The sequence below is a fragment of the Chromobacterium sp. Ag138 genome (genome assembly GCF_055181315.1).
This window is the reverse complement of record NZ_JBUPWA010000001.1, coordinates 3,802,697-3,816,352: the sequence shown is the minus strand read 5'-3', so window position 1 is coordinate 3,816,352 and position 13,656 is coordinate 3,802,697. Positions and strand designations below refer to the sequence as shown.

Here is a 13,656-nt window from a genome sequence, read left to right as displayed (position 1 = left end):
CGGTGAGGCCGTCCTCTTCTTCGGTGGCGTCGCTGCGGTGGAAGCGGACGCGCTCCACCTCGGCCGGCGGCAGGCTGTAGGCGTCGTCGAATACCACCAGCTTGACCTGCGGGCTGTCGCCGTCGACATGCTCGAAGCGCCAGGCGTAACCCTCTTCATGCAGCAGGCGGACGATGAAGCTGAAGTCGTCCTCGCGGTACTGCAGGCAGTAGCTGCGCGGCTGCGCCGGGCCGACCTTGAACTCGATAGTCTGGGCGCGGGCGAACACCGGGTTGGCCGCCTGGTGCTCGCGGACGATCTGCTGGACGATGTCCGGCACGCTCAAGTCCTGGAACACGCGCGAGGTGCGGCGGTGGCGCAACAGCGCGATCGGCGGCTCGATGGTCAGGCCGTATTGGGCGAAGCCGCCGTCTGAACCCATCAGCCGGGCCTGGCTGACTACGCCGCAGCGGATGGTTTCCCGGCCCTGGGCGTCGGCGATGCCGATGCGGGCGGACTGGCCGAGCAGGGTCTTGAGTTCGATGGCGCCGTCGGGGGAGAGGCAGGTAACGGCATAGCGATAGGCCTTGGACACGCCCTCTTCGCCATCCAGGCTTTGCGGCAGCAGCTGCTCGGCGGCGACGGATCCGCTGCCCAGCTCCAGGGTGAGCAGGCGCTGGTCTTGGTTGAAGGCGGAGGCGAAGGAGGAAAGCAGAGTGCTAAGGTCCATGGCGCGATCTATCCGTTATCGTTGTATCTGAATTCTTTGATGCCGCTCCGTGGAACTCACGCCGATATCGGCGGAGATGCGGCAACGGGGCGGCAGTTTCACAACATCTATCAGTCGCTGACGATCAGGCGCACGCCATGCACCGGGCGCTCGGTGTCGTAACGCAGGGTGATCCTGCTGGACGGCACGCCGGCGTTCACCAGGTATTCGCGCACATTAGCGGCGCGGGTCTGGGACGCGGCTTTGGCGTTGCCGATATCGCGGCGATAGCAATGGCCGCGGATCAGAACGGATTTAGCGGTCTTCAGTTTGGGCAGCAACAGGTCCAGCTGAGCCTCGCCCACCGGATTGAGCTTGGCGTCCATCTTTTCAAACGGCACCAGGGTAGCGTCGGCCGCGTAGTTGGCGGCAGCCTGCTTGGCAATCTGCGCCTTGGCATCATTGGCGGCGGCGACGGCCTTGCTGGCCTCCACCTGCTCCTTGGTCGGCGCCGTTTTGCAGGCAGCGCAAGATAAGGCGACAACCACGGCGATCAACAAACGTTTCATAGCGACTTTCCCCAAGTGATAAAAAACTTAAAAACCCGCCCGGGGCCGGGCGGGTCTGGATTCCATTGCTGGAATTAGGCGATGACTTTGTTCGCGGTCAGGTCCCAACCGGCGCTGACATTGCCGCCGCCGGCGCCGTCGGCGCGCTTCTGCTGGGTGTAGGTCCACTTGATCTTGCCGTAGCTGAAGCTGACCTTCTCGCCCGGGAAGCCGCTGTCGGTGGCGGAACCATGCGGCTCAACCTTGGAGATCAGGACTTGTTCCATCTTGATTTCCATGTACTTCACCTTGTCGCCACCCGCGCGGCACAGCTCGATGGTGATCTCTTTGATGTGCTTGCCGGTGCAGCAAGCTTCGTAGATCTTCGGGCTGGCTTTGTCCAGGAAGTGGGTGATTTCGTACACGCCGTGGTTCACACGTTCGGCGGTAGCGCCGCCGGCGGTGCTGGCGGAAGCCTGAGCCGGTTGTTCCAGCTTGTGGCTGAACGATTGGATTTCGATCCAGTCTTTGTGCTTGTCGTCGCCGCTCTCACCAGGAATGCCATCGATTTTCAGAAATGCATCAAAAGCCATCTGTACTTCTCCTTAAACAAGGTTCAAAAAAATGGGGGCGGGACTCCCCCAAATAATCAATGCGCCGCGTTAGCCGGCCGGTTGCGGCAGCTCTGCCACCAGACGCAAAGAAATCGTCAGCTCGTCGAGCTGGAAATGGGGACGCAGGAAGGCGGCGGCGCGATAGACGCCCGGTTTGCCCGGCACCTCCACCACATCGACGCGCGCTTCGCGCAGCGGATACTTGGCCTTGGCTTCCTGGCTGGCGGAATCGTCCAGCAGCACGTACTGGGCCAGCCAGGTGTTCAGGTAGTCCTGCACGTTCTGGCGCGAAGCGAAGCTGCCGATCTTGTCGCGCATGATGGACTTCATGTAATGCGCGATGCGGGAAACCGCGAAGATGTACGGCAGCTGCGTCGACAGGCGCGCGTTGGCGTTGGCCGAGTCGGTGTTGTAGGTCTTGGCCTTCTGCGCCGACTGGCCGCCGAAGAAGGCGGCGTAGTCGGTGTTCTTGCAGTGCACCAGCGAGATGAAGCCGAGATCCGACAGCAGTTTCTCGGTGCGGTCGGTGATCGCCACCTCGGTCGGGCACTTCAGCGCCACTTCGCCGTCGTCGGTCTTGAAGGTGTGGGCCGGCAGGCCTTCCACCAGGCCGCCGCCCTCCACGCCGCGGATGGCCGCCAGCCAGCCGAACTGGGCGAAGGCGTCGGTCAGGCGCGCGGCGTAAGCGTAAGCGGCGTTGGTCCACAGATACTTGTCGTGGTTGCTGCCGTCGACGTTCTCTTCGAAATCGAATGCTTCCACCGGCACATTGTCGCGGCCGTACGGCAGGCGGCCCAGCACGTGCGGCAGCACCAGGCCGACGTAGCGGGAGTCTTCCGATTCGCGGAAGGACTTCCACTTCGCGTATTCGACGGTATCGAAAATCTTGGCCAGATCGCGCGGCTTGCCGATATCTGCGAAGCTTTCCAGGCCGAACAGGCCAGGATCTGCCGACGAGATCAGCGGCGCGTGGGCGGAGGCTGCCACGTGCGACAGCTCGTCCAGCAGGTAGAAGTCTTCCGGGTGGCGGGTGAATTCGTAGTCGCCCACCAGCGCGGCGTAAGGCGCGCCGCCGAAGGTGCCGTACTCTTCTTCGTAGATCTTCTTGAACAGCGCGCTCTGGTCGAACTCGGCGGCCGCCTTGAAGTCCTTGACCAGGTCTTTCTTGGACGCGTTCAGCACCTTGATCTTCAGCTGGGTGCTGGTCTCGGACTGCATCACCAGGTAGTTCAGGCCGCGCCACGAGGCTTCCAGCTTCTGGAACTCGGCGTGGTGCATCACATTGTTCAGCTGGTCGGAGATCAGCTTGTCGATCTCGGCGATGCGGGCGTCGATGCTGGCGGACAGGTCGCGCGAGACGGTGACGCTGCCTTGCAGCACCTGGTCGACCAGCTCGCCGATCAGATCGCGGGTGTGGCTCTTTTCGCTGTCGTTGGTGGCGATGCGGCTCTGCTCGATGATGCTGTCGAGCAGACTGACGCCGTCAGCCGCGGCCGGCGCCGCCTGTTGTTGCAATTCCGCGCTCACTGCTCGCCTCCTTCTTTCTTGCCGCCGATCTGGCGCAGCTTCTCGGTATCGCGCACCACTTCGTCCAGCAGCTCTTCCAGCTTGTCGTTGCCGGCCAGCTTGTTGCGCAGGTCGGCCAGGCGGGTGCGGGCCTCCAGCAACTGGTTCAGCGGATCGATCTGGCGCACCACGTTTTGCGGCTCGAAGTCGGACAGGCTCTCGAAATTCAGCTCCACGCCAAGCTGGGTGCCGTCATCCTTCAGCGCGTTGTCCACTTTCATCGCCAGACGCGGCGCCATGCCCTTCAGCACCTCGTCGAAGTTGTCGCGGTCGACTTGAACGAACTTGCGCTCCTTCATCTTCGGCAGCGGCTCCTTGCTGTGGCCGGAGTAATCGCCCAGCACGCCCAGCACGAACGGCAGTTCCTTGGTTTCGATCGCGTCGCCGATCTCGACGTCATAGGTGATCTGCACGCGAGGCGGACGGACCCTCGACAGTTTTTTCTGAGTGCTTTCCTTGCCCATGGCTCTTCTCTATTCAAAAAGGTTCAAAACTAAACTACGCAATATTGCGCGCGAGACTGGATAGAACGGTTCGCAACTGTGCTAAAGACAGGCCCGGATCGTTCAATTGCCGCCCCAGCACATAGGCCGCTTCGGCATAGGCCTGGTGATTGCGCCACGGCGCCTTCACGTCGTCGATATCCACCACGTGCTTGGAATCGAGCGGCGCGCCCCAGCACTGGCTGGCGATCTGCTCATTCAATCCCGCCGGCAACAGCACCAGGAAATGGCCTTCCGGGCGGCGCACGATCAGGCATTGCTCCAGCGCCGCGCCGTTGTCGGTGGCGGCGTGGTACAGCGCCAGCCAGGTGACCGCGGCCAGCACGTTGTCGCCCTCCATCGCCGGCAAGGGCAGCACATAGGCCTGCACCGGCAGGCTGTCGCGGAATTTCTTCAGCAGCCGGTGATGAAACACGAAGGCCAGCAGCACCGACTCCAGATCGCCGCGGCCGGCCGCGCTCAAGCTGCGCGACAACGCGTCTGCGGTCGTCACCGACAAGTGCTTCTCCAGCAGCTGTTGCGCCAGATCGATGTCGGCCACCGACGAGGCGCCGAAGCGCAGCTGCTCCTCGAGAAACTGCTTGCAGGCCAGCATTTCCACCGAGTTCTCGATGGCGCTGGACAGTTGCTCCTTCAGGCCGGTGAAGAACAGTTCATTCGCCAGCAGCAGGATGGCGGTGGACGGCAGCGCCGGGTCGATCGCCACCAGCGAGGCCGCCACCAGCGGGTAGTTGCGGCCGCCCTCGTCGCGGCTGGGCTGGATCACGCCCAGCGACAGCCAGTTGTGGTCGCGGCTTTGCAGCACGAAGGAGGTCGGCGCCATGGCCAGGTAGTCGCGCGTGGCCTCCTCGGTGAACTCCAGGCGCTGCAGGCTCTGCGCCAGCAACTGGTCCAATTGCATCGCCGCCGGGTGGGTGGCGTTGACGCGCACGAAATCGGCGCGCCGCGGCAATTTGCCGAAAATGCAGAATTGCGGTGGCACCTCCTGGGTGCGCTTGAAATTGAGCGGCATGCCGTTCATCTCTCCATTACAACGTCACGCGCTCGGGCAACGTCAGTTTGTACAGGCGGTTCAACTGCAGCGGATTGACGCCGCCCAGCATGCGGAAATTGAAGCGAACGGTCTGCCCCTCGGCGCCGCTGCCCTTGGGCAGCGCCCAGGTCAGCTGGGCGGCGCCGTCGCCTTCCTGGCTGACCTTGGAAGCCGCCAGCAGGCGCATCAGGCCCATGCGGCCGGACTGGTTGCCCACCACCGTGCTGGCGCCGGCATAGTTGACCACCTGAATGCGCGCGCCTTCGCCATTGGTGCCCGGCCAATTGAACGGCTGCCATTGCTGCGGGCCGTTGCGATAGCGCAACTCTTGGCCATCGATGCTGAGCACGATCTCGGACAAGCCCGGCGTCGGCAGCGGCTGCAGCTCGAAACGGCTGTTCTCGCCATCCTGCAGCTGGGTGTTGGCCAGGGCCATCAGGTTGCTGACGCCGCTGAGAAACTGCGGATTGAAGCGAACGCCCTGGTTGCCCCAGGCCCGCGGCACCAGTTCGTCGCCCTTCTTCTGCACCAGGCCGGTCAGGTACTTGTTGATGAACTTGTCCAGCGTGCCGTCGTTGGCTTTGACGAAGCGGTTGATGTCGGCCACCGACGCGCTGCTGTTGGAGTCGCTGAACGGATACTTGCTGGCCAGTTGCCGCCACTGCGGCAACACCTCGTTGGCCCAAGCCTGGTTGATGTCTTGCGCCACCGGGCCCAGCAGCGCGCTGTACGACTGCGACAGCGGGCGCACCAGCATCGGACGGACCATTTCCACGGTATCCGGGGTTGCGCCGTTGAGCAGGGTGTTGTCGACATAGGACAGTGTATCGCCCAGTTCGGAACCGGAGCCGTTCAGCGTGGATTGCAACGCGGTGCGGGCCTGCGGGCCGGGTTCGTCGGTGGTGGCGATGGCGGCCATCTTCACCTTCAGCTTGGCCAGTTGGTCCAGGTAGCTGTTGATCGGCGAGTTGTCGCCCTTGACCAGCGTAGCCACGCCGGCGAAATGGGCGCCCACCACGCCGTATTGCTTCTCGTTCTTGCCCGCGGCCTGCGTGTCGCCGCTCTTGAAGAACTCGGTGGTTTTCTCCAGCACCGAGCGCTTGGCGGTTTCCAGCGAGCGGTTCAACTCCGACGGATTGTCCCAGGAAGTCTCCTGGGCCGCGCGCGCCAGAATCAGCTTGATCGGCGAATTCTGCTTGTCGGCCAGACGGGTCATCGCCGAAGCCGACTGCGCCGGGTTGGCGATGTCGCGCACCACCACGCCGGCCAGGAATTTATGCCAGGCGGCGATGTACTGGGACCGGTACAGCGCCTCGAGTGCGGCGCGGTTTTTCTCCACGTCGCCATCTTTGCCCAGATCGTCCTGAGTGCTGGAAGCCAGCACCCAGTCGTCGCTGCGTATCGTGCCCTTGCTAGCCTCATCGATGGCGGCGCGCACATAGGTGTTCCACGCCTCGCGGGTGTAGGCGCCCTCCACCATCTGGCTGCTGGCCATGATGTCCATGTCGCGGTTGTCCAGGATGCGGGCCACGGTCAGCGGCGCGAAACGGGTGTTGGCGCGCGCCTTGATCTCGTTGAACACGCGTTCCTGGGCGGACAGCTGCTTGAACGAGCCGCGCAGCACGTCGCGGGCGTCGGCCACGACCTTGACGTCGTTGTCAATCAAGGGCAGGTCCGGCTCCTTGATCTGGCTGACGTAGAACGCCACCAGCTTCTCGGCCTGGCCCATCACCTCGCTGACCGGATACTCGCCGCGCTGGCTTTCCAGCCACGGACGCCAGTAACGCGGCAGTTGGTCGGCCAAGTGCGCGTCCTCCATCCGGCGGCGGTCATGCAGCATCAGATAGGTTTTCAGCGCGTTGTAGGCGACGTCGAGCTTTTGCGACTTCTGCGGCTGGCCGCTTTCCGCTGCGGCAGCGCCCGCCGCCGGCGCGGAGGCGTCGAGCTTGCCCATGGTCGCCCGCTGCGGCATTTCCAACGCGCCCAGCTGGATGTTCGGCAAGCCGTGCTTGGGACGCGGCTTGTACGGTTTGGCCGGTTTCGGCGCCGGAGCGGGCTTCGCTTCGGGTTTGGGTTCCGGCTTGGGCGGCTGGGTCACCGCCACTGGCTGCACCGCGCCAGGCTTCAGCGCGGCCAGCGTGGTCTCCAGGTTTTTCTGCACCGGGCGCAGCATCACGTCTTTCAGCCCGGCGAAATAAGCCTTGCGCAGATTGCGCTCCAGCTCTTCGCCCTGATACAGGCCCAGGCCGATCTGCCACGGTTCGCCGTTGCGGCGGTACGTCTGCAGTTCTTCCAATCGGCGCTGCAGGATCAGCAGGCCGTTCAGGCGGTCGTACAACTGGCCTGACGCGGCCAGCTTCTGCGCCTGGACGCGCTCGGCGTTCACCTGGGCGATCATCTGCTGGTTGCCGACGAAGGACCAGGTCCAAGCGCCCGCCACCGCGGCCAGCGTCACCAGGCCGGCCACCATGCCAGCCAAGCGCCAGCGGCTGCCGCTGGGCTTGGTCTGCTGGAAGATCAGGTGCTGGTCGGGGAACAGCACTTCGCGGAACAGGCCGCGCAGGAAGTAGCTGTACGAGGCCGGCACCTGATGCTTGTCCATGCCGGCGGAAGACAGGTCGAACTGGCCTTGCACGCGGCCGGCGGTCACGATGCGCGGCACGCCTTCCTGCAGCGCGCTGGTGAAGTAGAAGCCGCGCAGCAGCGGACGGGAATGGTACGGATCCTCCTCGAACAGCAGGCGGACGAATTTCACCACCGCCTCCTGCAGGCCGTGGAATTCGATCGGGAAGGCGAAATGGGCGGACTTGACCGCGTCGCCGCGCGCCCCCACCAGCTTCTCCTCACCCATCTGCACCAGGCCGCGGTACAGCTGCTCGAATTGCTGCGCCACGACGGCGCCGGCGTCGAAGCCGGTGCCCTGGTCGGCGGACAGCGTCGCGCCCCAGACCCGGGAACGCTCCTCCTCGCCCGCGTCGTGGAAGAACTGGGCGAAGCCGCCCAGCAGATCCAGCTTGGTGAACACCAGATAGATGGGCACCATCAGGCCGAAGGTATTGCACACCTCGTGGATGCGCTCGCGCACTTGGCGCGCGTAGAGCACGAAGCCCTCGCTATTGTGCTGCGCCAGTTCCGGCAGGCTGATCGCCACCATGATGCCGTTGACCGGCGCCTTGGCGCGGTGCTTCTTCAGCAGCCTGAGGAAGGCCAGCCATTCGGTGCGGTCCTCGCTCTCGGTCGCGTAGCGGCCTGCGGTATCCAGCAATACGCCCTCGGTGGAGAAGAACCAGTCACAGTTGCGCGTGCCGCCCACGCCCTGGATGCCGCTCTTGTCGCTGAACGGGAAACTCAGGCCGGATTGCAGAATCGCGGAACTCTTGCCCGCCGCCGGATGACCAATGATCATGTACCAGGGCAGCTCATACAGCGCCGCGCTGCCGCGGGCGCTGCCGAGATTGGATTTCTTCAGCGTGTCGATCGCGCCCAGCAGGCGCTGCCGCAGCAGCGTCACTTCCGCGCGCTTGTCGGCGCTGGCGTTGATCACCGCGTCGTCGGCCTGCCGCCGCAGCATGCCTTCCAGCATGCCGCTAGCGCGGCGGCCAAGCGCCTGGCCTATCAGCAGCGCCAGCACCCATACGATCATCACCGCCACGATCCAGCCCAGCCGCGCTTCGACAGATTTCAGGCCCAGCCAGGGGCCCAGCCACCAGATCAGCGCGATCAGGATCAAGAATCCGATGGCAGACGCCACCTTGGCATTCCGTAGCCAACCTTTGTGTAACACCGAATTTACCTTCCCTTAGAAGCTGAAATCATTTTTTGTTGCGCTGCGCCAACAGTGCCCGCAGCGAACCGGCACGCTCGATGTGGCCGTAATCGCGGAAACTCCACACGCCGCCCCAGGTCAAGCCGGCAGCCTGCGCCTCTTCACCCAGCGCGTTGTAAGCCTGCATCGCCCACGGATCGCGCTCTGAAATCACCACCTTGCCGCCCCGCACCGGCGCCAGATCGGCCGCCAGCCCATACTGATGCTTGCTTTCCCCACCCTTGGCCTGCGTCACCTTGGTGCTGCCGCCCGCCAATCGATTCTGGCGCTCGGCGCTGCGGTACCCCTCAAGCAGCACCATTGGGAAGCCGCGCGCCTTCATTCTTTCCATCACCCGCAGCACATCCTGGACGAATGCCGGGTCCATCCGGCTCCAGTCGCGATCGGCCTTATCCAGCGCCAACTGCGGCTTTTCCGCCACCGCATCCACGAAAGCGCTGGGCGGCAGCGGCGGCGGCGGCACCAGTTTTTCCTCCAGCAGCGCTTGGCGAATCTGGTTGCCATGCGCGTACTCTCCGGGCACGAACTGCGGATCTTTGTGATAGCCGCCAAAGTGCAACGTTATTGCCACAACTGCCGCCACCAGCGGCAGGGCCAGCATCGGCAGCAGCATTCCCACCGGCCACGCCTTCATCCAGCCGAAGACGCCTCCGCCTCCGGAAAGCGGGCGCGAGGGGGGCGCTTCGACGGCCGGAATGTCTGCCGGCTCGCACGCCAGTTCAGTTGGGGTTGCGATTGTCGCCCGCTCCACCTGGAGCTGCGCTCCGCCGAGAAAAAACCGCCAGCCGAGCCACAGCAATAGAAGAACGATACCGGCCACAATCAGCGGCACGAAAAGCAGCATTGGAATTTTTTATAAAAAACAAACGATTGATGAACCGACAAAATACGCGATATGCTTGATTTGATTTGCAAAGAAGTCAAGTACCCTTTCAAAACCAGACAGGGTTTCCCTGACTTCTCGCTGGCAAATTCTGTAGAATGAACCACTATTTGGGTGTGGATTATATGGACTTCACTAAGCACTGGCAAAAAACTTGCATGATCTTCGCAGCTTTGGCGCTGCCGCTGCTCGGCGGCTGCGGAGGCCCGAAGAATATCACGCTCAGCACCGAGGCCAGCCAGATGTTGAACCGCGACAAACACGGAAAACCGCTATCCGTCGTGATTCAGGTTTACCAATTGAAATCGGATCAGGAATTCAAATTACTCACACCTGACCTTTTGGCCAGTGGCAAACCAATCGAGAATGTGCTTGGCTCTTCCGTATTATCTCGCAAGGAGCTGTTATTCGTTCCCGGCGGCAAACAGGAAATGGATATCACCATTGACGAGGGCGCTAATTTCGTCGGCGTGATTGGATATTTCAGACAGCCCAACCCGCAATTCTGGCGCTTGTTATATGACGCCAATCGCGTGCGCAGCAAAGACCTGAAATTCAAGGTCGCCGATTGCTATCTGCAGGCGATCAAGCCCGAAGCCCTGCAACTGCCCGACCAGCCCAAGAGCGGCGCGGTCGAGTGCCCGGCTTCCCGCAACTAATCAACGCGGCTCCCCGCGACAAACTCATGCCGAGGTTCAAGCTGTAATGCTTCAAGCACAAAGAATCCTATGGGGCGAAGGCATGTTCCTGCGCCCGCAGCATTTCCAGCAGCACGCGCTGTTCCAGGAACAAACCCAGGCCAGCCTGCTGCATCTGACTCACCGCCACGCCTGGGGCGTGCAGCGGCTGGCGCTGGATGAGGCCGCGCTGAAGGGCGGCCTCGTTCGCGTGGACGAGCTGACGCTGCTGTTCCGCGATGGCACCCTGCTCCAGGCGCCCGCCCATACCCCGCTGCCGCTGAGCCGCGACCTCGCCTCGCTGCCGCAGGCCGGCGTGAAAACCACGTTGTACGCCTGCCTAGCCCAACTGCAGCCTTATGGCGGCAACACCCGCAACGGCGAGGCCAGCGCCCGCCCCACCCGCTTCCACAGCGACCATCGCGAGGTGTCCGATCTGTACACCCAGGCGCTGGCCGCCGACCTGTCCACGCTGCAGCTGGACGTCAAGCTGATGCTGAAAGAGGAAAACCGCGACGGCTACGACTCCATCCCGCTGTGCCAGCTGGAAAAGGACGCCACCGGCCAATGGGGGGTAGGACGCGAATTCCTGCCGCCGCTCTTGGCCATCGAGGGGTCCACCGAGCTGATGCAGATGCTGCGCCGCCTGCTGGACATCCTGCTGGTGAAAAGCCAGTCGCTGGCCGGCGCCCACCGCGAGCGCGCCAAGAGCGTGATGGAGTTCGGCTCCGCCGACATCAGCTCCTTCTGGCTGCTGCACACGGTCAACCGCAATTTCGCGCGCCTGCGCCACCTGTCGCAATGCCAGCCGCTGCATCCGGAAGAGCTGTACATGGCGCTGTCCGAGTTTTGCGGCGAGCTGCAGACCTTCACCACGCTGTACACGCTGTCCGATATCCCGGGCTACCGCCACGACAAGCTGCATGAAGTGTTCCCGCCGCTGGACCTGCAGATCCGCGAACTGCTGGAAACCGTGGTTTCCGCGCGCTACAAGGTCATCCCGCTGCACTCGCCGCGCCCGTCCTTCCACATCGGCCGACTGGAAAGCGACCGCCTGCTGGAAAACGTGGACTTCTACCTGTCGGTTCAGAGCGACCAGCCGGCCAGCCACATCATCGACAACGTGCCGCTCAAGCTGAAGATAGGCGCGCCGGACGATGTGGAGCGCATCCTCAACTCGGCGATGCGCGGCGTCAGCCTGGCGCATTCGGCGCAAACCCCTTCCGCCATTCCGGTGCGGGTGGGCAACCACTACTTCGCGCTGGAGCCGGGCAGCGAGATCTACAGCCGCATGCTGCAATCGCGCAGCGTCTGCATCTACATCCCGCAAACCCTGGCCAATATTTCGATAGAACTGATCGCGGTCTTCCGCTGAGCACACCATGAACCAAGCAAGCACCCAAACCCCTGAACGCGCCATCGCCGTCTCCGCCCCGGCGGCGCCGTCCATGCGCGAGATGCTGGAAGACGGCATCTACCTGCTGTTCCTGCTGAAGGAAGGCAACGCGCCGAGCAGCGCGGTGGAATTCAACCGCCGCGTCGACCACTTCCTCGGCCAGTTCGAGCGCAACGCGCGCAACTTCAGCAAGGACAACAACGCCATCAGCCATGCGAAATACGCATTCTGCGCGCTGATGGACGAGATCATCCTGTCCTCCGATTTCGCGCTGCGCGACGAATGGGAGCGCATGCCGCTGCAGCTGCGCCTGTTCGGCGAGCACCTGGCCGGCGAAGGCTTCTTCAACCGCCTGGAGCAGCTGCGCAACAGCCCTGCCGAGAACATCGAGCCGCTGGAAGTGTTCTATACCTGCCTGCTGCTGGGCTTCCAGGGCAAGTACCTGCTGGAAGGCCAGGAAAAGCTGGGCTACCTGACCCACAAGCTGGGCCAGGAAATCCAGCAAGTGCGCGGCGGCAAGGCCGATTTTGCTCCCAACTGGCAACTGCCGCAGCGCTTCCAGGCCTTTGTCCGCCACGAACTGCCGCTGTGGCTGTACTTCGCGTTGCTGGCCATCGTCGGCGCCGGCATCTTCGTCGCCTTCCGCTGGATGCTGGCCCGCCAGGCTTCGTCCCTATTCGGTCTATGAGCGCCTCCCGCCACGCGCAGATCCTGCCCTCGGTGCTGGATCGGCTGCTGGACGACGAGCCGGACCAGAGCCACATCGAGTCGATCAGCCTGTTTGAACTTCCCCAGTTCAAACGGGCGCTGGCGCGCGACCTGGAAGCGCTGCTCAACACCCGGCTGATGCCGCTGGACGAGTTGATGGAGTCGTTTCCCCAGGCGCGCGACAGCCTGCTCACCTTCGGCATTCCGGACCTGTCCGGCATCAGCCTGCTGAACCCAGACGACCGTGAACTGCTGCGCGAGCAGCTGCGCCGCTCGATCGAGTTGCATGAGCCGCGGCTGTCGCGCGTGCGCGTCAATCTGGATGCCCCGCGCGAGATGGAGCGCCACTTGCGCTTCCGCGTCGACGCCGTGCTCAAAGTGCATCCGCACCGCCCGCCGGTCACCTTTGACGCCACGCTGCAACTTTCCTCCAACGTTTACAAGGTACAGGGCTAAACGCCCTGATTGGGACCATGGACCTTAGCACTCTGCTTTCCTCCTTCGCCTCCGCCTTCAACCAAGACCAGCGCCTGCTCACCCTGGAGCTGGGCAGCGGATCCGTCGCCGCCGAGCAGCTGCTGCCGCAAAGCCTGGATGGCGAAGAGGGCGTGTCCAAGGCCTATCGCTATGCCGTTACCTGCCTCTCCCCCGACGGCGCCATCGAACTCAAGACCCTGCTCGGCCAGTCCGCCCGCATCGGCATCGCCGACGCCCAGGGCCGGGAAACCATCCGCTGCGGCGTAGTCAGCCAGGCCCGGCTGATGGGTTCAGACGGCGGCTTCGCCCAATACGGCCTGACCATCGAGCCGCCGATCGCGCTGTTGCGCCACCGCCGCACCTCGCGCGTGTTCCAGGACTTGAGCGTGCCGGACATCGTCCAGCAGATCGTCCGCGAGCACCAGGCGGCCAACCCGGTGTTCGCCCGCGCCCAGACTATCGAGTTCAAGGTCGGCCCGGCGCAGCCGCGCAGCTACTGCCTGCAGTACCGCGAGGACGACTTCAGCTTCATCGTCCGCCTGCTGCATGAAGAGGGTTACGCCTGGCGCTTCGAGCATGTCGACGGCGACAGCCCGCAGGTCAAGCTGGTGGTATTCGACGACGCCTACAGCCTGCCGCCGGCCGAGGTGGAGCGCGTCCGCTTCCACCGCAGCGACGCCACCGAAGAAGAGGACGGCCTCACCGACTGGAACGCCAGCCGCCAGATCGTGCCCGGC

At 63.6% G+C, this 13,656-nt stretch carries 13 protein-coding genes; 5 read left to right on the top strand and 8 right to left on the bottom strand.

All coding sequences use genetic code 11. The annotated features are described in order from the left end of the window. The 8 genes from ACY3GB_RS17865 to ACY3GB_RS17830 all read right to left on the bottom strand — a co-directional run. Window positions 1–709, bottom strand: a 709-nt coding sequence (locus ACY3GB_RS17865; RefSeq protein WP_463089917.1) for a type VI secretion system Vgr family protein, incomplete at its 3' end; no start/stop codon positions are given. A 110-nt stretch (window positions 710–819) separates the two neighbouring features. Next, entirely contained in the window at window positions 820–1,257 is a 438-nt protein-coding gene (locus tag ACY3GB_RS17860) for an OmpA family protein (protein WP_166439972.1), read from the bottom strand. 74 nt (window positions 1,258–1,331) lie between these two features. Continuing rightward, window positions 1,332–1,829 carry an Hcp family type VI secretion system effector gene (locus tag ACY3GB_RS17855; RefSeq protein ID WP_021475346.1) on the bottom strand — a complete coding sequence of 166 codons (498 nt, stop codon included), beginning with the start codon at window positions 1,827–1,829 and terminating at the stop codon, window positions 1,332–1,334. 69 nt (window positions 1,830–1,898) lie between these two features. Then, window positions 1,899–3,377, bottom strand: a complete 1,479-nt coding sequence (gene tssC, locus ACY3GB_RS17850; protein ID WP_166439973.1) for a type VI secretion system contractile sheath large subunit — start codon at window positions 3,375–3,377, stop codon at window positions 1,899–1,901. Then, window positions 3,374–3,880, bottom strand: a complete 507-nt coding sequence (gene tssB / locus ACY3GB_RS17845; protein WP_463089916.1) for a type VI secretion system contractile sheath small subunit — start codon at window positions 3,878–3,880, stop codon at window positions 3,374–3,376. The genes tssC and tssB overlap by 4 nt, the downstream gene beginning before the upstream one ends. A 34-nt stretch (window positions 3,881–3,914) precedes the next feature. Further along, window positions 3,915–4,931, bottom strand: coding sequence for a type VI secretion system-associated protein TagF (tagF, locus tag ACY3GB_RS17840; protein WP_463089915.1), 1,017 nt, complete (start codon window positions 4,929–4,931; stop codon window positions 3,915–3,917). A 16-nt stretch (window positions 4,932–4,947) separates the two neighbouring features. After that, window positions 4,948–8,703, bottom strand: a complete 3,756-nt coding sequence (gene tssM, locus ACY3GB_RS17835) for a type VI secretion system membrane subunit TssM (protein WP_463089914.1) — start codon at window positions 8,701–8,703, stop codon at window positions 4,948–4,950. A 61-nt stretch (window positions 8,704–8,764) separates the two neighbouring features. Continuing rightward, complete coding sequence (locus ACY3GB_RS17830) at window positions 8,765–9,622, bottom strand: M15 family metallopeptidase (RefSeq protein ID WP_463089913.1); 858 nt, start codon at window positions 9,620–9,622, stop codon at window positions 8,765–8,767. 137 nt (window positions 9,623–9,759) lie between these two features. Between ACY3GB_RS17830 and tssJ the strand changes: the two genes are divergently transcribed. From tssJ to ACY3GB_RS17805, 5 genes are all read left to right on the top strand, one after another. Then, window positions 9,760–10,320 (top strand): type VI secretion system lipoprotein TssJ, encoded by a 561-nt coding sequence (gene tssJ / locus ACY3GB_RS17825; RefSeq protein WP_463089912.1) that lies wholly within the window; start codon window positions 9,760–9,762, stop codon window positions 10,318–10,320. Between the two features lie 46 nt (window positions 10,321–10,366). Further along, a complete protein-coding gene (gene tssK / locus ACY3GB_RS17820; RefSeq protein ID WP_463089911.1) occupies window positions 10,367–11,713 on the top strand; it encodes a type VI secretion system baseplate subunit TssK in 1,347 nt (448 codons plus the stop codon). Window positions 11,714–11,720: 7 nt separating this feature from the next. Beyond that, on the top strand, window positions 11,721–12,422 hold the full coding sequence (gene icmH, locus ACY3GB_RS17815; RefSeq protein WP_463089910.1) for a type IVB secretion system protein IcmH/DotU: 702 nt from the start codon (window positions 11,721–11,723) through the stop codon (window positions 12,420–12,422). Then, complete coding sequence (gene tssE / locus ACY3GB_RS17810) at window positions 12,419–12,898, top strand: type VI secretion system baseplate subunit TssE (RefSeq protein ID WP_463089909.1); 480 nt, start codon at window positions 12,419–12,421, stop codon at window positions 12,896–12,898. The genes icmH and tssE overlap by 4 nt, the downstream gene beginning before the upstream one ends. Window positions 12,899–12,915: 17 nt before the next feature. After that, a partial coding sequence (locus ACY3GB_RS17805; protein WP_463089908.1) for a type VI secretion system Vgr family protein occupies window positions 12,916–13,656 on the top strand: 741 nt, incomplete at its 3' end.